Origin of the sequence: Qipengyuania sp. HL-TH1, from assembly GCF_036365825.1 — a bacterium.
Taxonomy (GTDB): Bacteria; Pseudomonadota; Alphaproteobacteria; order Sphingomonadales; family Sphingomonadaceae; genus Qipengyuania; species Qipengyuania profunda.
The window spans coordinates 22360-44112 of the sequence record NZ_CP142675.1 but is presented as its reverse complement, the minus strand read 5'-3'; the positions used below and the strand labels follow the sequence as shown (position 1 = coordinate 44112).

The window sequence follows — 21753 nt, the reverse complement described above, 5'->3', positions numbered from 1 at the left end:
CAGACTGCATGACCGCTGATCCCGCAACAGGGGGCCTGCCCGGTGCCGTCGTCCATGACGAAATCGTGCCTGCCCGGGCGCCGTGGCTGCATCACATCGCGGCAGGGCAGACGCTCCGCATTATCGATGTGGAAGGCAATCAGGCGGTCGATTTCCTGCTCTACGCGGATGCTGACGATGCCGAACGGTATAGCTCGCAGGACACCGTGGCCGCGCAGGGGAACCTGTTCCTGCGCCAGGGCAGCGTCCTGCGTTCGAACGAAGGCCGCGCGATGATGACCATCACCGGCACTTCGGTCGCCTATCATGACACGATCGGCGGCGCGTGTTCCTGCGAATCCAATACCCTGCGTTATGGCCACCACACCAAGGCGCAGCACGCCTGCGTCGAGAACTTCCTCGAGGCCAATCTGTCCGAGGGGCGCGGCAAGCGCGACATGGTGCCCAACATCAACTTCTTCATGAACGTGCCCGTAGAGGAAGACGGGTCGCTCGGCATTGTCGACGGCATTTCCGCGCCCGGCCTTACGGTCGACCTGCGCGCGGATATGGATGTGGTCGTGGTGGTGTCGAACTGCCCGCAGATCAACAACCCGTGCAATGCCTTCAACCCGACCCCCGTGCGGATGATCGTCGCTGCATGAGCACGCCGACGGTATTGATCGCCAACCGCGGAGCGATTGCCACCAGGATTATCCGGACCTTGCGGACCATGGGTCTGCGTTCGGTCGCGGTCTATTCCGACGCCGATGCCGATTCGCTGCATGTGTCGCTGGCGGACAGTGCGGTGTGCATCGGGCCGCCCCCCGCAACCGAAAGCTACCTCGATAGCGCCGCGATCATCGCCGCGGCGAAGGAGGCGGGCGCAGGCTATATTCACCCCGGTTACGGGTTTCTCGCCGAGAATGCCGAATTTGCCGAAGCCTGCGAGGCTGCGGGGATCGTCTTCATCGGCCCGCGACCCGAGCATATCCGCACCTTCGGCCTCAAGCACAGCGCCCGCGCTCTGGCCGAGGAACAGGGCGTGCCGCTGGCGCCCGGTACCGGCCTGCTGACCGGGGAAGACGAGGCCGCCCGCGCGGCTGCCGACATCGGCTATCCGGTCATTCTCAAGGCGACCGCCGGGGGCGGCGGCATCGGGATGCGCATCTGCGCGGATGAGGCCGAACTGCGTGACGGCTTTGCCGGCGTGGTACGCCAGGGCGAGAGCAGTTTTGGCGATGCGGGCGTGTTCCTCGAACGCTACATCGCGCGGGCCCGGCATATCGAGGTCCAGATTTTCGGTGATGGCGCAGGCCACGTCATGCCGCTGGGCGAACGCGACTGTTCGCTCCAGCGCCGCAACCAGAAGGTCGTCGAGGAAGCCCCTGCCCCCTGCCTGTCGGATGCGCTGCGCCGCGACCTCATCCTGGCCGCGGTCAACCTCGCTCAGGCGGCACAATATCGCTCGGCGGGGACGGTGGAATTCCTCTTCGACGCCGAACGGCAGGAGTTCTTCTTCCTCGAAATGAACACCCGCCTGCAGGTCGAACACGGGGTGACCGAAGAGGTAATGGGCGTCGATCTGGTCGAATGGATGGTGCGTGGGGGCATGGGCGATTACGCCTTCATGGATCGCGCTGCGCCGACCGCCCGTGGGCATGCGGTCCAGGTGCGACTGTATGCCGAGGACCCGGCGCTCGACTATCGCCCGACCACCGGCACGCTGTCGGCGCTGTCGTTCCCCGATAGCATTCGGGCGGAAACCTGGTGCGAAGCCGGCACCACGATCAGCGCATGGTACGATCCGATGATCGCCAAGCTGATCACGCATGCTGACACGCGCGAAGGCGCCATTGGCGCGATGCAGGCGGCGCTCGCCGAAAGCCGGATCGACGGGATCGAGACGAACCTGCGCTGGCTGCGCGATGTCGTGCAGGACGAATCCTTCATCGCGGGCACGGTCACGACCCGCCTGCTCGATACGATTCCCTATGCGCCCAGCAGCTTCCAGATCGTCTCCGGCGGCACTGCCACTACCGTACAGGACTGGCCGGGGCGCGAAGGACTATGGTCGGTCGGGGTCCCGCCGTCCGGGCCGATGGATGACCGCTCGTTCCGGCTGGGCAATCTGCGGCTGGGCAATCCTGAGGGCACGGCGGGGCTCGAGGTGACCTTCACCGGGCCGACGCTGCGCTTCAATGCGCCCGCGCGCCTGTGCCTTGCCGGGGCGGATTTCGGGGCCAGGCTCGATGGCAATCCGGTGGCGCGCGACACGCCGCTCGATGTCGTGGCCGGACAGACGCTCGCACTGGGCCGCGTTTCGGGCGGGGGTATGCGCGGCTATATCCTGTTTGCAGGCGGGCTGGATATCCCGCCCTATCTCGACAGCCGTAGTACCTTCGAACTGGGGCAGTTCGGCGGACATGCGGCGCGGCGGCTGCTCGCTGGCGACACGCTGCATCTGGCCGGTAACGCCACCACCACGGACATGCCCGCGGGTCCCGAACCCGAGCTGGGCAATTGCTGGACTTTGCGCGTCCTATACGGCCCGCACGGCGCGCCCGACTTCTTCACCCCGGACGACGTGCAAGCGATCACCACTGCCGAATGGCAGGTGCACTACAACAGCAATCGCACCGGCGTCCGGCTGGTCGGGCCCAAGCCCGAATGGGCCCGCAAGGATGGCGGCGAGGCGGGGCTTCATCCGTCCAACATCCATGACAATCCCTATGCCATCGGTGCGGTCGATTTCACCGGCGACATGCCGATCATCCTCGGCCCCGATGGCCCCTCGCTGGGCGGTTTCGTCTGCCCCTTCGTGGTGATCGCCGCAGATCGCTGGAAGATCGGCCAACTGGCTCCGGGGAACCGCCTGCGCTTCCAGCCCGTGGATATCGCCGAAGCGCAAGCCGCCGACCAGTCCGCGCCCCTTGCCGGGGCAACGACCGGGGTGCCGGCTGACAGCGAGCCGCGCGCCCCGGCCGATCTCAGCCCGATCCTCGCCGAAATCCCCGCCGAGGGGCATCGTCCGCGAACCGTCTACCGGCAGCAGGGCGATCGCAATATCCTGGTCGAATACGGGGCGATCGTGCTCGACCTCGAATTGCGTATCCGCGTCCATGCGCTGATGACCGTGCTCGAGGCGAAAGGGCTCCGCGGGGTGGTCGACATCACCCCGGGCATCCGCTCGCTCCAGCTCCATTTCGACGGCAAGCAGCTCGACCAGCGCTCCGCCCTCGCAGCGCTGATGGAATGCGAGGACGAACTCGGCGATCTCGAGGATTTCGCCATTCCCTCGCGGATCGTCCACCTGCCGCTCAGCTGGCGCGACCCCGCGACCATTGCGACCGTCGAGAAATATATGGCGGCGGTGCGCGACGATGCGCCCTGGTGTCCCGACAACATCGAATTCATTCGCCGGATCAACGGCTTACCCGATGCCGATGCGGTGCAGGATATCGTGTTCGATGCCAGCTACCTGGTGATGGGACTGGGGGATGTCTATCTGGGCGCGCCCGTCGCAACACCCGTCGATCCGCGGCATCGGCTCGTCACGACCAAATACAACCCCGCGCGCACCTGGACCCCGCCCAATGTCGTCGGGATCGGCGGCGCCTATATGTGCATCTACGGGATGGAAGGCCCGGGCGGTTACCAGCTGTTCGGGCGCACCATCCAGGTGTGGAACACCTATCGCCAGACCGACGTCTTCAAGGACGGCAAGCCGTGGCTGCTGCGCTTCTTCGACCAGATCCGCTTTTTCGAAGTCTCGGCCGAAGAGCTCGAGGAATGGCGGCGGGACTTCCCTGCCGGGCGGCGGTCGATCGAGGTCGAGCATTCGGAATTCCGGCTGGCCGATTACCGCGCTTTCCTGAACGAAAACGCGCAATCGATCGCCGCGTTCGAGGAGACCCGGCAGGCGGCATTCGATGCCGAACGGGGCGAATGGGAGCGTAACGGCGAATTCGACCGCCTTTCCGAACTGGCCGACGACATCGGCGGCGCCGCGCTGGATGCGCCGGCAGTCGACGTGCCGGAGGGCGCCGAAGTCGTCGAATCTCCCTTTGGCGGATACATCTGGAAATTGCTCGTCGCCGAGGGCGACGAGGTCGAAAAGGGGGACACCGTGGCCGTCATCGAAGCAATGAAGATGGAGTGTCCGCTGGAAAGCCCGGCGGCCGGGACGATTTCCTCGCTGTATATCGAGGAACGCCAGCCGATCGAACCGGGCGCGCCGCTCATGGCGCTGACGAGGCGGTGTTGATGGACCTTGCACGCCAGAGCGTCCAAACGATCGCCGCGGCGGTCAACACCGGCACGGCAAGCGCGCTCGACATTGCCGAAGCGACCCTGGCGCGGATCGACGCCTATGACGAAATCCAGCCGCAGGTCTGGATCAGCCACGCTTCGCCCGAACGGGTGGCAGAGGCCGCGCGCGCAGTGGATGCGCGGATCGCCGAGGGAGAAACGCTCCCGCTTGCGGGCGTCCCCTTTGCCGTGAAAGACAATATCGATGTCGCCGGTTTCGACACAACCGCGGGATGCCCGGCGTTCTCCTACACCCCCGACACCACCGCACCGGCGGTCGCGCGGTTGCTCGACGCTGGCGCGATCTGCGTCGGCAAGACCAATCTCGACCAGTTCGCGACCGGGCTGGTTGGCACACGCAGTCCCTATGGCATTCTGCGCAACGCCTACAATCTCGCCTATGTGAGCGGGGGATCGAGTTCGGGTTCGGCAGTCGCGGTGGCGGCCGGTCTCGTGGCCTTTGCGCTGGGTACCGATACTGCCGGATCGGGGCGGGTGCCCGCAGCCTTCAACCATTTGGTGGGATACAAGCCGAGCAAGGGACGCTGGAGCACCACGGGGCTGGTACCTGCGTGCCGTACGCTCGACTGCATCAGCGTCTTCACCGACGACATCTCCGAAGCGCGGCTGGTCGACCAGATCATGGCGGGATTCGATCCGCAGGATGCCTATTCTCGCGCCTTGCCCACTCGGGAATTGACCCCCAAACGCATCGGCGTCCCCCGTCCCGACCAGCGAGGCTGGTTCGGCGACAGCCAGTCGGAAGCGCTCTATTCCCGCGCGCTCCAAACTCTGGGGCGCGATGCCGAGATCTGCGAGCTCGATATCGCCTTCCTCAACGAAGCCGCGAGCCTGCTCTACAGCGGCCCATGGGTAGCCGAGCGCGCGGCGGCGCTGGCCCCGGTGCTGGCCGCCAACCCCGAGGCGATCGACGCCACCGTCCGCGCAGTGGTGGCGCCGGGCCTCGACATTTCGGCGGTCGAACTGTTCAACGGGATCTATCGCCTCGCGGAATTGCAACGGGGTGCCGAGGAGATGTGGGCCAGCGTCGACATGCTCGCCTTCCCGACCACCGGCACGACCTACCGCGTGGCCGAACTGGAAGCCGCGCCGGTCGCGCTGAACAGCAATCTGGGCCTTTATACCAATTTCGTGAACCTGCTCGACATGGCCGCGATCGCCGTGCCGGCCGGTGCGCGCGCCAATGGCACCGGCTTCGGGATCACACTGATAGGTCCGGCAGGCAGCGACAGCGGCCTTATGGACGCTGCCGAAAGCTATCTCGCCAAGGCGGACTTGCCCGCGAGACCCGCGCTCGATCTGGAGGGAAGAATGGAAACCGTTAAGCTTGCCGTCGTCGGCGCACATCTGAAGGACATGCCGCTGCATTGGCAACTGACGTCGCGCGATGCGCGATTCGTCGGTGCGTTCGACACCGCCCCCGCCTACCGGCTCTATGCGATGGCCGACAGCACACCGCCAAAGCCCGCGCTGGTCCATAGCGAGGATGGTGCGGCGATCGCGGTCGAGGTCTACGAACTCGACGTGGCCGCCTTCGGCAGCTTCGTCGCCGAAGTGCCCGCTCCGCTCGCCATCGGCACGGTGACGCTGGAAGATGGCAGCAATGTCAAAGGCTTCGTAGCCGAACCCCGTGCAACCAGCGGAGCCGAAGATATCACCGAGCTGGGCGGATGGCGCGCCTATATTGCTCGCACCTGACCTTCAGCTTCGCATAAATGTCAAAAAAGGACCGTTATTACCCTTGACGGTTTTCATAATATCGATAGCCTCGCCGCAATAGCCAAAAAAACGTTCGCCGGGAGAGACACAGAAACCAGCCGGATCGGTCATACGATCCGAGCAAGGGGGAGTCCGTCGGTGCGCATCCCACAGAACCTCAGGAGGCCGGACAGCAGTCTGCCCAGAGTCCTGCGCATTGTCCGGCGTATCCCCACAGTCTCGCACGGGAGGTAGCGGATATGGCCGGTGTACGCGTAGGAAACAGGATCATCGGGGCGGACTCGCCGGTTACGGTCGGATGGGACAACATTCCCAAGGTGGAAGGCGGCCCGCTGAAGCGGTTCATCTTCACCTATTTCCAGCCCTTCTTCCTCTTTTCGCTGATCGCCTTCTGGTATTACGCGCCCAATTCGCTGGCCACGGCAACGACGGCGATCACCATTGCCATATCTTTCAAGGTCCTGCTGATCGGGATCGAGCTGGTGAACCCGCGTCACAAGAGCTGGCAGCTCACGTGGAAGGAATTGTGCACCGACCTGTTCTATGTCGGCCTGGGATACACGCTGCTGCGGATGGTCGATGTCTATATCGGCGCCGGCGTGGTCATCGAAGCCATCCAGGGCGCCTATGACTGGGGCAAGCTTGATTGGTTTACCGGCATGCCCTTGCTGGTGCAGGCGCTCCTGATCTCGCTGATCTTCGATTTCGGCCAGTACTGGATGCATCGCGGAATGCACAATTGGTATCCGCTGTGGCTGACGCATGCACCGCATCACTACATCACGCAGCTGAACATCAACAAAGGCGCGGTTGGCAACCCGATCGAATTGTTCCTGATTGGCCTCGGGATCGGCGGGTTCTTCGATTTCCTGCCGCGGGCCGCGCTGCTTGCCGCGACCTTCGGCCTCGCCATCGGCACCTATCAGCACATCAACGTGCGCTTCAACACGCCTCGTTGGTGGCGCTTCCTGTTCAACACGACCGAGCATCACAGCGTCCATCATTCGCAGGATTTCCAAGGCAGCCGTAGCAATTACGGCGCCACCTGGATCATCTTCGACCGGATATTCGGAACCTGCGTCGATGGCGAAGCCGAAAAGCTCGGGATGGAGGGCGGCCGCAGGATGCAGATCAACGAGACGATGGTCTTTCCCTTCACCGAAGGGGTCAGGGCGGTGAAGGAGCGGATCCCCGCACGCTTCCGCCGCTCAAGCGTGCCAGCGGAATAGCCCCACATTGCGGCCTCATCCGGTCGCAACCCGACCCATCCTTCCGACGTGCCTGCCTGCGATCCGCTTCAGGACGTGGAAGGCTTGTGCCCGCCCGAGATTGCCGGAGACCAGCGCCATGCCCAAACTGTCTTTCATCGACTGGATATGGCGCGCGCGCGGTGTCGTGGAGCTGGACCCGCCGCGCACGCCGCAAAGCGCGTTCGCCCGGCTCGATCCATTGCTGGACGCCGCCAGCCAAGAGATCGACGGCGACACGCTGACCTATGTGAAGGACAACCCCGCCGCGCAGGACAAGCTGGCCACCTTCAGCCGCGGCACGCTCCAAGTCGTGGAGGAAGGCGGGACCGCCAAGCTGCGCTACGACCTGTTCAGCCCCGCACTGCTGCTGTGCGCGCTGGCCCCGCTGCTGTTCCTCGCGATTGCACAGGCCACCATCGTCATCTCCGAGCTCGAAAGCGCCGCGGAAACCGAGGCGAGCGACGCGGAGGATGAGGAAGACGAGGAAGAGCCCAGGCCGCACAATATCGTCGACCAGATGCTCGGTGCCCCGCCGCCTGAATCGCTCGAGCAAAAGAAGCAGCGGATGGAAGAGGAGGAAGAGGAGCAGGAGGGCACACACTCGCCAACGCCTGCTTTCGTCTTTGCCGGGCTGTTCTTCGCGCTGTTTCTCGTGGGCCGCGTGCTCGAGCCCTGGCTGGTCAGGCGGACCTTTCGCCAAGTGCTGAACACCCAGACCGAATCATCCGAGCCCGAACCGGGTCGCCCCGCCGAGGTCTGACGGCCCGGACGAGCTCGCCAGCGGCGACCCATCCGTCAATCACTCCCGCAACACCCCCAGCCGCCATCGCGCCGGAAGGAGCGCCATTCATGATCAAGCTGCACATCAAGAATCTCTCGGGCACCGAGCAAACCGTCGAGGTCGCACCGGATGGTTCGCTGATGGAAGCAATCCGCGACAGTGGTTTCCAGGACTTGCTGGCTCTGTGCGGCGGATGCTGTTCGTGCGCGACCTGCCACATTGTCGTGGAGTCCGACTTCGTCGCGCCGGAACCGATGTCGAGCGAGGAGGACGATTTGCTTGACGGGTCCGACCACCGCCAGGCGGGGTCGCGATTGTCCTGCCAGATTCCGCTCACCGACGCATGTGACGGCTTGCGTTTGCGGATCGTCCCCGCGGATTGACGCCCCTCCGCCGGGCGACCGGAGCGTAAAGGCTAGGCGATCTTGCTCAGCGGCCACCACGGCCCAGTGGGGCGTTCGGCCTTGTGCCGACCCAGGTCGCGCAGCCGCGCCATGAACGCGGGCTTGAACATCTCGTCATCCTTGAAGTTCTCGCCCACATCGCTCGGGAATGTATCGTAGCGGTCGGCGCTGGTCAGCATGATCTTGCCATAGGGATTGTTGAGCCGCAGCCCCGCAATCGCGCCGATCTCGCTTTCATTGACCAGCAAGTCGTAGCCGCGCTGGCCGTTCTTGAGCGGACCCGAAGTGGTGTTGAGCGCTGCGTCGGGCTTGCGCGCGGTGGGGCCGTTACGCACGACATAGACGGTCGGCGCCTTGCGTTCGTAATCGTCGCCGAAGCTCGCCTGCTTCATGGTCGCCAGCGCCTCCGGGCCGGTTTGCGCGGCCATCTGCTTGCGCACTTCCTGGTCGACCGCGGCCATCGCCCGGTCGAAGAACACCGAGCGGCGCACCCCGCCGTCATATTGCGTCATCGGCTTCCCATCGCTGCCCGCGACCCGCAATTGCTGGTGGAACACCGGCATGGCGGAAGACGCCATCGACGCCGCCGCCAGCGCCTGGGCCGCTGCCGCCGCATCGGGCGCAGCGTTCACCAGCTGCTTGACCTCGGCATAGCGGAACACGCCGCGTTCGGCCTCGACGAAGCCGACGAACCCTTCGATGCTCGAATTGCCGATCGCCTCGACCAACCGCGGATCGCCGCCGGGCATCAGCGCTTCGATGATCCGCTTGCGCAGCGGCGCAGTCCCCGCGGCCGAGCCGTAGAGCGGCACGGAAATCAGCTTGGTATTGTTCACCACATCGCTTTCGCGTTCGGGCGAATAACCCCACACCAGCCGGTCGAGCGCGAAACGCCGCATGTCCGGGGTCTGCGCGGGGTCGAGCCCGACCATCAGCATCAGCGCCTGCAGCGAACCGGTTGAGATGCCGGTGATCACGCCGATTCCCGGCAGAGCGAGCTCGTCGGGGCTATGTCTGCTCAGCGTGTCGAACAGGCCCGCCCCATAGGCCCCCCATTGGCCGCCCCCCGACAGCAGCAGCACGTTGCAATCGGGCCGTTCGGCCTGGTTGTGGCATTGCACCGCATCGCGGATCGAACAGGACATGCGATCGTCCAGCGTGCAGATCTTCGCATCGGGGACATCCGCCTGCACATCGCGGATGAAGGGGCCGACATCGCCATCGACCACATGGCTGTAGAAGCCGTCGATCTCGAACGTCAGCGGCCCGCGGCGAAACAGCCGGAAGCCGAGATAGCCGAGCACGCCAAGCGCCACGATCGTCGCGCCGACTCCGAGCAGGAAATTCCCCATGACCGCATCCCCCAAGTTGATCGGGAGGGACAATGCGCCCGTATCGCGGCGATTTCAATCAGCCGTGTGCGCCGAACTCGTTGGCGATGGCGGTCGAGATCCGCAGGCACAGCGCATAGGCCTGCTCGATCGGCTCGATCGAATTGGCGCGGATCGCGGCATAGCCTTCGCCCTCGCCCAGCGGATACTCGCCCGCTTCGTCGAGCGCGAAATCGCCCTTGCGCGGGAAGCTGATGGGGAAAGCGCGGCGCAATTGCGCCAGCGCTTCGTCGATTCGCAGGGTGAAGACCATTTCGAGCACATCGGTGCGGCTGATGTCGTTGGCGCGGCTGAAGGCTGGCACCGAAACCACCTTGAGGAACATGTGCTGGAGCAGCGCGAGGCGCACCGCCTGCAGCACGCCGATCGCGCGGCGCACGCTTTCGCGTTCGGGATGCGGATCGTCATCGGGCACGAGGTCGAACAGGCGGTGGAGCTTGAGCGCATCGACGCGCAGCCTAGAGGCCAGCCGCCGGAACACGCCGTTGCGATCGTCCTTGATCAGATATTCGGCGAGCGCTTCACAGGCCTGCGCAAGATGCTGTTCGGTGCCGCGATAGGGGCGGCTCGCCCAATAGGCCGAATTGAACAATTCGCCGAAGGCGGCGACGGTCTTGATGCTGGCGAGCGCATTCGAGGCGCGGACCAGCCGCATGATCTGGCGGCCGCGCGCGCTCTCGGTGAGCAGCGCGCCAAGCTCCTCGATATTGCCTTCGGCCGCGCTGCCGACCCCGGCAATGATGTTCACCGGATAGCCCAGTTGCTGCAGGATGGCGTTGTGCGGGATCGCGCGGATCTGGCGCAGGCTCATCTCGCGATCGGCGGACAGGTCGCTCTGCCGGCGCGACTTGCGGCTACCGGTTTCGTTGAGCAGCCCGAGGCCGAAAGCGGTGATCGCACGGCTGTAGGTCCGACTTTCGAGATGGTCGCGCTGGTGCTCCTTGATCGCGCGGTAGAAATCGAGGCTGAGATCGGTCCGCCGGTAGAAGGGATCGGTGGGAACGTCGGCATCGGTATGCGCGGGGCTGTGCGCGATGACCTGGGTCAGCGTGGCGAGTGCGAGATCGGGCGTGGCGAAGGGCAGATACCCATCACCGCCCTGGAAGCTTGCTTCTGGCTCGAGCGCGACCCCCGCACGGGCGAAGCGCCGCTGCGCCCAGGCACTGAGCGCCCATTCGATGCGGTCTTCGAAACTGGAAGGATGCGCGCCGCGGCCCATGCCTTCGCCATGCGTATTGAAGATCAGCGCGGCGACATCGGTCAGCCCGTTGGCGGCCATCGCCTCGGCCAGCCGCCCCTGCAGCCGCTCGATCGCGAGGCTGGCGGGAATCTGGCCGACGAAGCGCCCCGCATCGGAAAAACCCGTCTGGATCGCCACGCGCCCGCGCACCTTGGCATAGGCCTTGTAGTCGGGCTCGGCGAGCAGCAGGTCCAGAAACCGTCCGCCATGTTCGAGCGCGGTCTCGGTCTCGAACAGCGGCGAGACATCGACCTTGTCGGCAATTCCGAACAGCTTGGCGAAATAGAGCGCGGCGAGCACGGTGGAGGGCTGCTCGCATTCGGCCACCAGCATGCGGATCGGTGCATCGGCATCCACATGCTTGAGGATCTGCGCCATCGCGAGGAACTGCCGCACCGCGGTCGAGCTTTCGACCGCGAGGCTGGCGAAATTGGCGCTTTGCGGTTCAACGCTGGCGAGCAGTTCGCGCAATGCCGCAATTGCGCCGCGGCTGGACAAGTCGATATCCGCTGCATCACCCAGCCGCGTGCGGATCGCATTGTGGAGCTGTTTGGCATTCACGCGAAAATGGATCCAGCTCATGCCGAGCCCGTCGGCGCGCATGGCGGCCGCCAGCGTGCGCCGGCCGATTGCATCCTCCGCATTGCTGTCGCCCGCCTCGCTCTCGAGCTGGTCAATCAGCGGGGCAAGCGTGAGCAGCTTGGCCGGATGGTCCGCCGTCAGGCGATTGGCGGCGGCCGACATTGCCGCCGGGTCGGACAGGTCCCCGGCGAAGTCCGCCGCGCTCGCGGCCGCATGATCGCGGGCGGCGCGCAGCGCGGCGATGGCCCCGTGCGCCACGTCGATCGCCTCGAGCGTATCCGCATAGCGCCCCAGCCGCTGCGCCTTTTCGGACAGGCGGAAGGCGATCGAATTGTACCAGGTGATATCGGTGCGCCCGTCCATGTCGTAACCGACCCAGCTGGCGAAGCGGAACGGCATGGGCTGCAATTCGGTCCAGCGGTCGGGATAGGCCCCGCGCGCTTCGCGCAGCACCGCGGCTACGATGCGGTCGCGCGCATCCTGCGCATTGGCCAGCGCGGCCATGGCGCATTCATGCTCGTAGCGCAGCGTGATTTCGGGCGTCTCGGAAGGGCCCTGCGGATCGGCTTCGCGTCCCGAGGCGACCGCGGTGGCCACCGCCTCGCTCTGCCGCGGGGTCAGCAGGAAGGTGGGGTGGGCGGTAAACACCGCATGCATGTGCGGGCGTTCCCACGAGGCGCGGAAGCGCTCGAAATTATCGCCTGCCGCCGCCAGCGTGGCGAGCCGGTGGTCGGCCTCCTGCGGTTCGAGCAGATTGCCGAGCCGCACAGCCCGCGCATCGAGCGATTGCGCTTCGAGTTCGTCGACCAGCCCGGCCAGCGCGTCGATCCCCAGCTCGCCGCTTTCGAGCTTGCGCGAAATGTCGAGCGAGAGCTGGAACACGGGGTTGAACAGCGGCGTCTCGCGCGTCTGGCTGTGGAGCACGCGCAGCCTGTCGCTCAGGCTTGCCAGGGTCGGTTCGATCTTCGTTTCGGCCATCATCATTCCCTATGTCCCGCATTGCGGAGGGTTCCGCGCGAAACCGGGCGCAGTGTCAAGCGGGGCGCCCATCGGTAGCGCGTGAATACCAATGCGTATGGCCTGGGCGGGCCTTGCACGCGACCCCGCATGCGAACCATTGGCCGATTTGAGGGGTGGACTTAGCCGCTGCCACCCGCCACGCCTCGCCGTCATGTTAACGCGATCTTGACCCGCGCTGCCGGACACGGATCGGCTTGCGACGCGAAAGGGAATATATGAGCGACTGGACCATCGGCATCATCGGAGGATCGGGGCTTTATGCCATCGATGCGCTCGAGGATGCGCAATGGATCCCGATCCAGTCGCCCTGGGGCCAGCCGTCGGACGAAGTCCTGTGCGGAACCATCGGCCATGTCCGCGTGCGCTTCCTGCCGCGTCATGGGCGGGGACACCGCATCGCCCCTTCGACGATCAATGCGCGCGCCAATATCGATGCGCTCAAACGCGCGGGCTGTACCGACATCCTCGCGATCAGCGCGGTCGGCTCGTTGTCGGAGGAGCTGGCGCCGGGCCGCTTCGTCACGGTCGACCAGTTCATCGACAACACCAAGGGCCGCCCGTCGACCTTCTTCGGCGACGGCTTCGTCACGCATGTCAGCATGGCCGACCCGGTCTGCCCCCGGCTCGCCAAACACGCGGCCAAGGCAGTCACCGGCGCGGGCGGCGAATGCACCGAGGGGGCGACCTATCTGGCGATGGAAGGTCCGCAGTTTTCAACCAGGGCGGAAAGCCGGCTTTACCGCCATTGGGGCGCCGAAGTGATCGGGATGACCGGCATGCCAGAAGCCCGGCTCGCGCGCGAGGCCGAACTGCCCTACGCGCTGCTGGCCATGGTCACCGATTACGATTGCTGGCGCGAAGAGGGCGAGGCAGTCGATCTGGCGCAGGTCGTCGAGCAGATGGAGCAGAACTCCAAACTGGCGCGCAAGGCGGTCGAGGCGTTCTGCAAGGGCCTGCCGCGCAAGCGTAGCCCTTCGCCGATCGACCACGCGCTGGACGACGCGGTGATCACCGCCACCGAACAGCATGATCGTGCCACGCTGGCCAAGCTCGACGCCATTGCCGGGCGGTTGCTCCAGCAGGGATGAGCCAGGCTTACGACCTCCTAGTCATCGGTGGCGGAATCAATGGTGCCGGGATAGCGCGCGATGCCGCCGGGCGCGGGCTGCGCGTGCTGCTGGTCGAGAAAGACGACCTTGCCTCGCATACCTCATCGGCCAGCACCAAGCTGGTCCATGGCGGGCTGCGCTATCTCGAGCATTACGAGTTCCGGCTCGTCTCGGAGAGCCTGCGCGAACGCGAAGTGCTGCTGCGCAATGCACCGCATATCATCTGGCCGCTGCGTTTCGTGATGCCGCATGAACCGAGCATGCGGCCCAAATGGATGCTGCGCCTCGGCCTGTTGCTATACGATCGCATCGGCGGGAAGATGAGCCTGCCGCGCAGCAAGCGTGTCGACCTGCGCGTCGCCCCGCATCGCGGAGTGCTGCAGGAGCGGCTGAGGACCGGGTTCGAATATTCCGACTGCTGGGTCGAGGATGCACGGCTGGTGGTGCTGACGGTCAAGGATGCCGAGGAACGCGGCGCCGTGGTGCGGGTCGGGACCGAATGCACGGCGCTGGCGCGCGCCGCCGACGGGTGGCGGGCAACACTCCGCGATGGTTCTGGCGAGAGCGAGGTGACCGCGCGCGCGGTGATCAACGCCGCCGGCCCGTTTGTCGATCGCGTGGCGAAAACCGCGCTCGGCCGTAGCACGCCGGCGCATCTGCGACTGGTCAAGGGCAGCCACATCATCGTCTCGCGCCGCTTCCCGGGCGAGCATGCCTATATCTTCCAGCAGCCCGACGGGCGGATCGTCTTCGCCATTCCCTACGAGCGCGATTTCACGCTGATCGGCACCACCGACCAGCTGTACAGGGGGGATCTCGACGACGTGCGCATCGCGCCCGAGGAAGTCACGTATCTGTGCGAAGCCGCCTCGCGCTATTTCACCAGCGCGGTGAGCGAGGAGGAGATCGTCTCCACCTATGCCGGGGTGCGCCCGCTGTACGAAGACAATGCGGCGAGCAATTCGACCGTCACGCGCGACTATGTGTTCGAGCTGGAAGCCGAGGGCGGCGCGCCGATCCTGTCGGTCTATGGCGGCAAGATCACCACCTATCGCAAGCTTGCCGAACACGCTCTGGAAAAGCTTGGCCAAGTGCTCGATCTGCCCGGCGCGGCGTGGACCGCGCAGGCGCCGCTACCCGGGGGCGACATGCCCGATGGCGATTTTGCCGCTTTCCTGTGGCGCGCGAACGAACGCTATGGCTGGGTGCCGCCCGAAATGCTCCAGCGGCTCGCGCGCGCCTATGGCACCCGGCTCGACCTCGTGCTGGGCGAGGCGACCTCGCTCGCCGATCTCGGGCGGCACTTCGGCGGCACGCTTTATGTGGCCGAACTGCGCTACCTCGTCGCGCATGAATACGCCCGCACCGCCGAAGATGTGTTGTGGCGGCGTAGCAAGCTGGGCCTACACCTGGCCGAGGATGCACAGCAGGCCGTGACCGACTGGTTCGCCGCGCGCGACTGAACGACGCTACGGAACCACCGCGTTCCACAATGCTTGAAAGGGAACCACCGCAGGTCCAAGGGGCCTGCTTGATCCCTCGTTCTCCCGGAGTCGTATGGCCCTGCACGATCCTGCCCGCCTGTCCCCCATTTCCCGCCAAGCTCTCCGCGAAGCCTATCGCGCGGAAGAAAATGCCTGCGTCGCCGAACGCATGGCACAGGCCGGCGCCGCCAGCGCGAAACACGAGGAAGCAGCGCGGATCGCGATCCGCCTGATCGAGGACGCGCGTCAGCGCAAGGCGAGCGGGATCGACGCCTTCCTGCATCAATACGGCCTTGCGACCGAGGAAGGCGTGGCGCTGATGTGCCTTGCCGAAGCATTGCTGCGCGTGCCCGATGCCGCCACCGCCGATGCGCTGATCCGCGACAAGATCGGCGATATCGACTGGGCCGAACACATGGGCGAAAGCTCGTCGACCTTCGTCAATGCCGCGACCTTCTCGCTGATGCTGACCGGCGAGGTGCTCGACCGCCCCGAGGATGCACAGAAGGGGATGGGCAAGACGCTGAAGCGCGCGGTCAACCGCCTTGGCGAACCCGTGATCCGCACCGCGACGCTGCAGGCCATGCGCATCCTCGGCGGCCAGTTCGTCTATGGCCGCACGATCCAGGAATCGCTCAAGCGCGCCGCGCCCGAACGCGCGCGCGGACTGACGCACAGCTTCGACATGCTGGGTGAAGCCGCGATGACCTATGACGATGCCGAGCGCTACCGGGTGAATTATCACAAGGCGATCGACCGGCTGGTCAAGGAGGCCACCGGCGATGTCCGCACCGCGCCGGGCATTTCGGTCAAGCTGTCGGCGCTGCATCCGAAATATACCTTCCTTCACGCCGACCTTGCGGTGGCCGACCTGCTGCCGATCGTGCGCGATCTCGCCACTGCGGCGCGCGATGCCAATATCCACTTCACCATCGATGCCGAGGAAGCCGACCGGCTCGAGCTGTCGATGGATTTGATCGAGGCGCTGGCGCGCGACGACAGCCTGTTCACGCGTCCCGACGGGAGCCGCTGGGAAGGGTTCGGCCTGGCCATCCAGGCCTATCAGAAGCGCGGCGCGCCGATGGTCGACTGGACCGCCCGGCTGGCGCGCAAATACGACCGCAAGTTCTTCGTCCGGCTGGTCAAGGGTGCCTATTGGGATACCGAAATCAAGCTCAGCCAGGTCGGCGGCTTCAAGGATTTCCCCGTTTTCACGCGCAAACTGGCGACCGATGTGAGCTACCTTGCCTGCGCGGAAAAGATGCTCGCCTCAGACGATGCGATCTATCCGGCATTCGCCACGCATAACGCCTACACCATCGGCGCGATCAAGGCGCTGGCGGGGAACAAGCCGCTCGAATTCCAGCGGCTGCACGGCATGGGCGAGGACATCTACGGCGCGCTCGCGCAGATGGAAGGCAGTGATCGCACCAATGTGCGCATCTACGCCCCCACCGGCACGCATAAGGACCTGCTCGCCTATCTGGTACGGCGCCTCCTCGAAAACGGCGCCAACAGCTCGTTCGTCAATCGCATGGCCGATGCCGAAGTGCCGGCCGCCGAACTGGCGACCGACCCGGTGGCCGACCTCGCAGCGCTCGCGCCCTATCGCAACCCGACCATTCCGCTGCCGACCGACATCTTCCCCGGCCGCCCCAATTCGGCGGGGATCGACCTGTCCGACCCGCTGGTGCTCGAACCGCTGCAGGATCGCCTCGCCGCGCTCGAAAGCCGCCATTGGGTAGCCGAGCCGACCTTCGTATCGGGGGCCGAGGGCGAAGTGGCGCCGATCAACAAGCCGCACGATCTGTCCGCCGAAGTCGGCACGCGGCGCGACGCGCTCGATTTCGAAGTCGAGGAAGCGATCACGCGCGCCGAAGCGATCCAGCCCGGCTGGGACCGGCTGGGCGGCGAGAAGCGCGCGCTGCTGCTCGATGCCGCCGCCGATCTGTTCGAGGACCATACTGACGAATTCCTCAGCCTGTGCCAGCGCGAAGCCGGCAAGACGCTGATGGATGCAGTGCTCGAACTGCGCGAAGCAGTCGATTTCCTGCGCTTCTACGCCAATGAGGCGCGGCGCCAGTTCACTGGCCCCATCCCGCTGCCAGGCCCGACCGGCGAAGAAAACCGCCTGAGCCTGCACGGCCGCGGCGTGTTTGCCTGCATCAGCCCGTGGAACTTCCCGCTGGCGATCTTCATCGGCACCCCCGCCGCCGCGCTGGCCGCGGGCAACACCGTCATCGCCAAGCCTGCCGAGCAGACCCCGCTGATCGCCGCGCTCGCAGTGCGCCTGTGCCATGAAGCGGGCATTCCCGAAGCGGCGTTCCAGCTCCTGCCCGGCGCGGGCGATGTGGGCGAGATGATCACGTCGGATCCGCGCATTGCAGGCGTGGCGTTTACCGGCTCGAGCCAGACCGCGCAGGCGATCAATCGCGGACTGGCAGCGCGCGAAGGCCCCATCGCCACGCTGATCGCCGAGACCGGCGGCCAGAACGCGATGATCGTCGATTCCACCGCGCTGCCCGAACAGGTCACACGCGATGTCGTCGCCAGCGCGTTCCAGAGCGCCGGCCAACGCTGCTCCGCCTTGCGCGTCCTCTACATCCAGGACGATGTCTATGACGACATGCTGAAGATGATCCGCGGCGGGTTCGAAGCGCTGACGATCGGCAATCCCGAACACCTTGCAACCGATGTCGGCCCGGTAATCGACATGGATGCCAAATCCTCGCTCGAACGCCATGTCGCGCGCCGCAAGAAGGGCGGGCGACCGGTCTGGCGCCGCCGCCTGCACCGCGGGGCGAATGCCGGTTGCTACGTCGCACCGACGATCATCGAAATGGATTCGATCCTCGACCTGAAGCGCGAGAACTTCGGCCCGATCCTGCATGTGGTCCGCTGGAAGGCGTCCGACCTCGAGCGCGTGGTAGAGGATATCAACGCCACCGGTTTCGGCCTGACGCTGGGGCTCCACAGCCGCAATGACGACACGCGCGCCTTCGTGGAAGCGCGCGCCAAGGTCGGCAATTTCTACGTCAACCGCAACCAGATCGGCGCCGTGGTCGAAAGCCAGCCCTTCGGTGGCGAGGGCCTGTCGGGAACCGGCCCCAAGGCGGGCGGCCCGCACTATGTCGCGCGCTTCGCCACCGAACGCGTGGTGTGCATCGACACGACCGCGGCCGGAGGGAACGCAACGCTACTGGCGAGCTAGATGAGGCACTAGGGCCACCCACCTCCGCTCAGGCCGAGCGGGTGCGGTGCGGATGGGTTGGAGACCCAGCAATCGCCGCGATACGGGATAAATCCCGCCTCCCGCTTGCCCCCGCCCCTCACTTCGGGAATTCCTCTCCCATGGCGATTCTTTCCGACAAGTGGATCCGCGACAAGGCGCAAAACGAGGGCATGATCGAGCCCTTCGTCGAGGCGCAGCGACGCGAGGGGGTGATCAGCTACGGGCTGTCGAGCTATGGCTACGACGCGCGCGTGGCACCCGAGTTCAAGATCTTCACCAATGTGAACAGCGCGGTGGTCGATCCGAAGAATTTCGACGGTGACAGCCTGGTCGACCGCGAAACCGACATCTGCGTCATCCCGCCCAACAGCTTCGCGCTGGCGCGTACGGTCGAATATTTCCGTGTGCCCGAAGACGTGCTGGTGATCTGTCTCGGCAAGAGCACTTATGCGCGCTGCGGGATCATCGTGAACGTCACCCCGCTCGAACCCGGCTGGGAAGGCCATGTGACGCTGGAGTTTTCCAACACCACCCCGCTGCCCGCGAAAATCTACGCCAATGAAGGCGCGTGCCAGTTCCTGTTCCTGCAGGGCAACGAGCGCTGCGAGACCACCTACCGGGACCGCGCGGGCAAATATATGGGTCAGCGCGGCGTGACCCTGCCGCGGCTGTGACCGCGATCGGATGAACGTTTCACGCTTTCCCTTCTGGCGCGTCGCGCCGGGTCAGCGCGAGGGCGAATACGTCCTGCCGGTCATGCCGCCTGCCACGGTGGGGCCCGAAGGCGCACCGCATGTGATGGGCGGGGTCGCACTGGCGGCAGCGGTCGACGCGCTCGAACTCGCGAGCGGGCAGACGCTGCTGTGGTCGAACATCCAGTTCCTCGCCCCCACCACACATGCGGAGGAACTGGTCGTTTCCTGCGAACAGTGCGGGGGCGGCCAGTCGGTGGGCCAATGGCAGGCGGAAATTCGCAGCAACGGCCGGCTGACCCACCGCGCCAGCGCGGCGCTGGGTGCGCGCGAGCCGAGCGAGCAGCGCATCTTCGCCGCAATGCCTGATGTCCCGCCCGCAGCCGAATGCGAACCGGGCGATCGCGGCTGGGGCGTGCCCGGTACGCTGGGCGACCAGCTCGAGATCCGCGTGGCGCTGCAGGACGACGCGCGCGGCATCCAGGCGCTATGGTCGCGTTCGCAGGCGGGTTTTCAAGCGGATTCGGGTTGGCTGGCAATCGTCTCGGACTTCTTCCTCGGCGCGCATCCCGCTTCGCGCGGCGGGTCGAGCCTCGACGATACCTATCGCCATATCCAGTCGGCGGAGGATGGCTGGGTACTTTCGGTGACCGAGCTTGCCGCCTTTGATCGCGGCGTGGTCCACGGCAGCGCCCGGCACTTCGCCGAAGACGGACGCTTGCTGGCAATTTCGAGCCAGTCGGGGGTCCTCCCGCGCATTGCGCGCACGCCGTAACGTCTTTGACTCTCCCGCCCGCCACGCGCATTCAGGCGGCAAAGGAGAGACACATGGCCGACACCGAATTCGACATCATCGTCTATGGCGCCACCGGATATACCGGGCGCCTCGTCGCGGAGCATTTCGTGCGTGAATATGGCGCAGCGGCGGATAGGCCGAAATGGGCCATGGCCGGGCGGAGCATGGACAAGCTCGAAGCGGTCCGTGACGAAATCGGCGCACCGGCCACGACCCCGCTGGTGGTCGCCGATGCCGACGATCCCGCCAGCCTCGAAGCGATGTGCCGCCGGACCAAGGTCGTCCTCAGCACCGTCGGCCCCTACCAGCTCTACGGCGACAAGCTGGTTGCCGCCTGCGTCAAAACGGGCACCGACTATGCCGATCTGTGCGGCGAACCGGCATGGATGCGCGAGCAGATCGACCTCCACCACGAAGCCGCCAAGGCCAGCGGCGCGCGGATCACCTTTTCGAGCGGGTTCGATTCGATCCCCTTCGATCTCGGCGTGCTGATGCTCCAGCACGAAGCGGTCGCCCGCCACGGTTCGCCCGCGCCGCGGGTCAAGGGCCGCGTTCGCGCGATGCAAGGCACCTTCTCGGGCGGCACCGCGGCCAGCCTGACCGCGACGATGAAGGCGGCGGCGAAGAACCCCGGGATCATCAAGGTGCTCAACGATCCCTTCGGCCTCGCCCCCGGTTTCGACGGCCCCGACCAGCCTTCGGGCATGATCCCGCATTATGAGGACGAGCTGGGCAAATGGGCCGCGCCGTTCATCATGGCGACGATCAACACCAAGAACGTCCACCGCACCAATTTCCTGCGCGGGCATCCTTATGGCGAGGACTTCCGCTATGACGAGATGATGCTCACCAGCCCCGGCGAAGCGGGCAAGGCGGCGGCCAATGCGGTGGTCGACATGCTCAAGAACCCGTTTGGCGCCAAGCCGCCCAAGCCCGGCGAAGGGCCGAGCAAGGACGAGCGCGAGAACGGGTATTACGACGTGCTGTTCGTGGGCGAATGGCCCGATGGCAAACGGCTCCACTACGGGGTCAAGGGCAAGTATGATCCCGGCTATGGCTCGACCAGCCGGATGCTGGCCGAAACCGGCATGGCCCTGCTCGACAGCGATGCCGAAGGCGGCGTCGGCACGCCCGGTTCGTTCCTCGGCGAAGCGCTGGTCGAACGTCTGCGCGACCACGCCGAATTGCGGTTCGCCGTCGAGGAGTAGGAGGCGGGGTCGCACCGGCGGCGCCGAACAACACCACAGGGGAGAGAGACAATGGCTACCATCGCAGCACTGATTGGGCGTATCCTACTCGGCGCATTGTTCGTCATGGCCGGGCTCGGCAAGGTCATGGATCCGGCGGCGACCGCTGCCTACATGGAAGCCGAATCGCCCTTTCCCGGTAGCCTTGCGCTTGCCGTGGGCGTGTTCGAGGTCGTGGCGGGACTGATCCTGGCAAGCGGCTTCATGACACGGCTGGCCAGCCTCGCACTGCTCGTCTTCACCGCGCTGGCGACGCTGTTCTTCCACGAACAGGTGACCGACCAGACGCAGGCGGCGATGGCGCTCAAGAACGTCGCCATCATCGGCGGTCTGCTGATGGTGTTCGCCTATGGCCAGGTCCGCGGCCAGGTCGGCCTGTGGCGCGAACGTGACCGCGCGCATGACGCCGAGGTCAAGGCCGCGCATGCCGAAGGGAAAGCCGAAGGGGCGACCGCCGCGGCTGTCCGCAGCGATCGCCCCGCCGACAGTGTCTGA

16 protein-coding genes are annotated in these 21753 nt (G+C 65.7%); 13 read left to right on the top strand and 3 right to left on the bottom strand.

What is annotated here, in order from left to right:
- The first annotated feature begins 8 nt into the window (after positions 1-8).
- From VWN43_RS00860 to atzF, 3 genes are read left to right on the top strand one after another with little or no spacing between them, the layout of a single operon-like run.
- Positions 9-644, top strand: coding sequence for an urea amidolyase associated protein UAAP2 (locus VWN43_RS00860; RefSeq protein ID WP_320181052.1), 636 nt, complete (start codon positions 9-11; stop codon positions 642-644).
- Positions 641-4246, top strand: a complete 3606-nt coding sequence (gene uca, locus VWN43_RS00855) for an urea carboxylase (protein WP_320181053.1) — start codon at positions 641-643, stop codon at positions 4244-4246. The genes VWN43_RS00860 and uca overlap by 4 nt, the downstream gene beginning before the upstream one ends.
- On the top strand, positions 4246-6009 hold the full coding sequence (atzF, locus tag VWN43_RS00850; RefSeq protein WP_320181054.1) for an allophanate hydrolase: 1764 nt from the start codon (positions 4246-4248) through the stop codon (positions 6007-6009). Before uca ends, atzF begins: the two co-directional genes overlap by 1 nt.
- A gap of 3 nt (positions 6010-6012) precedes the next feature.
- Here atzF and VWN43_RS00845 read toward each other — a convergent pair whose 3' ends face one another.
- Positions 6013-6141: a hypothetical protein gene (locus VWN43_RS00845; protein ID WP_330767906.1), complete on the bottom strand. Its 129-nt coding sequence runs from the start codon at positions 6139-6141 to the stop codon at positions 6013-6015.
- Positions 6142-6269: 128 nt separating this feature from the next.
- Here VWN43_RS00845 and VWN43_RS00840 point away from each other — a divergent pair, with 128 nt between their 5' ends.
- From VWN43_RS00840 to VWN43_RS00830, 3 genes are all read left to right on the top strand, one after another.
- Entirely contained in the window at positions 6270-7259 is a 990-nt protein-coding gene (locus tag VWN43_RS00840) for a sterol desaturase family protein (protein ID WP_320181055.1), read from the top strand.
- Positions 7260-7377: 118 nt separating this feature from the next.
- Positions 7378-8040 (top strand): hypothetical protein, encoded by a 663-nt coding sequence (locus VWN43_RS00835; RefSeq protein WP_320181056.1) that lies wholly within the window; start codon positions 7378-7380, stop codon positions 8038-8040.
- Between the two features lie 89 nt (positions 8041-8129).
- On the top strand, positions 8130-8444 hold the full coding sequence (locus VWN43_RS00830) for a 2Fe-2S iron-sulfur cluster-binding protein (protein ID WP_320181057.1): 315 nt from the start codon (positions 8130-8132) through the stop codon (positions 8442-8444).
- Positions 8445-8476: 32 nt separating this feature from the next.
- On the opposite strand, the gene VWN43_RS00825 is transcribed toward VWN43_RS00830, so the two are convergent.
- Both VWN43_RS00825 and VWN43_RS00820 read right to left on the bottom strand, forming a co-directional pair.
- Positions 8477-9817: a patatin-like phospholipase family protein gene (locus tag VWN43_RS00825; RefSeq protein ID WP_320181058.1), complete on the bottom strand. Its 1341-nt coding sequence runs from the start codon at positions 9815-9817 to the stop codon at positions 8477-8479.
- Positions 9818-9875: 58 nt separating this feature from the next.
- The gene (locus VWN43_RS00820; protein WP_420493521.1) at positions 9876-12662 is read right to left on the bottom strand and encodes a phosphoenolpyruvate carboxylase; all 2787 of its coding nucleotides are present in this window, start codon (positions 12660-12662) and stop codon (positions 9876-9878) included.
- Positions 12663-12913: 251 nt separating this feature from the next.
- On the opposite strand from VWN43_RS00820, the gene mtnP reads away from it, so the two are divergent.
- The 7 genes from mtnP (at position 12914) to VWN43_RS00785 (ending at position 21753) form a co-directional block, all read left to right on the top strand.
- The gene (gene mtnP / locus VWN43_RS00815) at positions 12914-13786 is read left to right on the top strand and encodes an S-methyl-5'-thioadenosine phosphorylase (protein WP_320181059.1); all 873 of its coding nucleotides are present in this window, start codon (positions 12914-12916) and stop codon (positions 13784-13786) included.
- The gene (gene glpD, locus VWN43_RS00810) at positions 13783-15270 is read left to right on the top strand and encodes a glycerol-3-phosphate dehydrogenase (protein ID WP_330767901.1); all 1488 of its coding nucleotides are present in this window, start codon (positions 13783-13785) and stop codon (positions 15268-15270) included. Before mtnP ends, glpD begins: the two co-directional genes overlap by 4 nt.
- Before the next feature lie 94 nt (positions 15271-15364).
- Positions 15365-18502 (top strand): bifunctional proline dehydrogenase/L-glutamate gamma-semialdehyde dehydrogenase PutA, encoded by a 3138-nt coding sequence (gene putA / locus VWN43_RS00805; RefSeq protein WP_320181060.1) that lies wholly within the window; start codon positions 15365-15367, stop codon positions 18500-18502.
- 140 nt (positions 18503-18642) lie between these two features.
- A complete protein-coding gene (gene dcd / locus VWN43_RS00800) occupies positions 18643-19197 on the top strand; it encodes a dCTP deaminase (RefSeq protein WP_160766087.1) in 555 nt (184 codons plus the stop codon).
- 10 nt (positions 19198-19207) lie between these two features.
- Entirely contained in the window at positions 19208-19990 is a 783-nt protein-coding gene (locus VWN43_RS00795) for an acyl-CoA thioesterase domain-containing protein (RefSeq protein WP_320181061.1), read from the top strand.
- 53 nt (positions 19991-20043) lie between these two features.
- Positions 20044-21219: a saccharopine dehydrogenase family protein gene (locus VWN43_RS00790; RefSeq protein WP_253520267.1), complete on the top strand. Its 1176-nt coding sequence runs from the start codon at positions 20044-20046 to the stop codon at positions 21217-21219.
- Between the two features lie 51 nt (positions 21220-21270).
- Positions 21271-21753: a DoxX family protein gene (locus VWN43_RS00785; RefSeq protein ID WP_253520268.1), complete on the top strand. Its 483-nt coding sequence runs from the start codon at positions 21271-21273 to the stop codon at positions 21751-21753.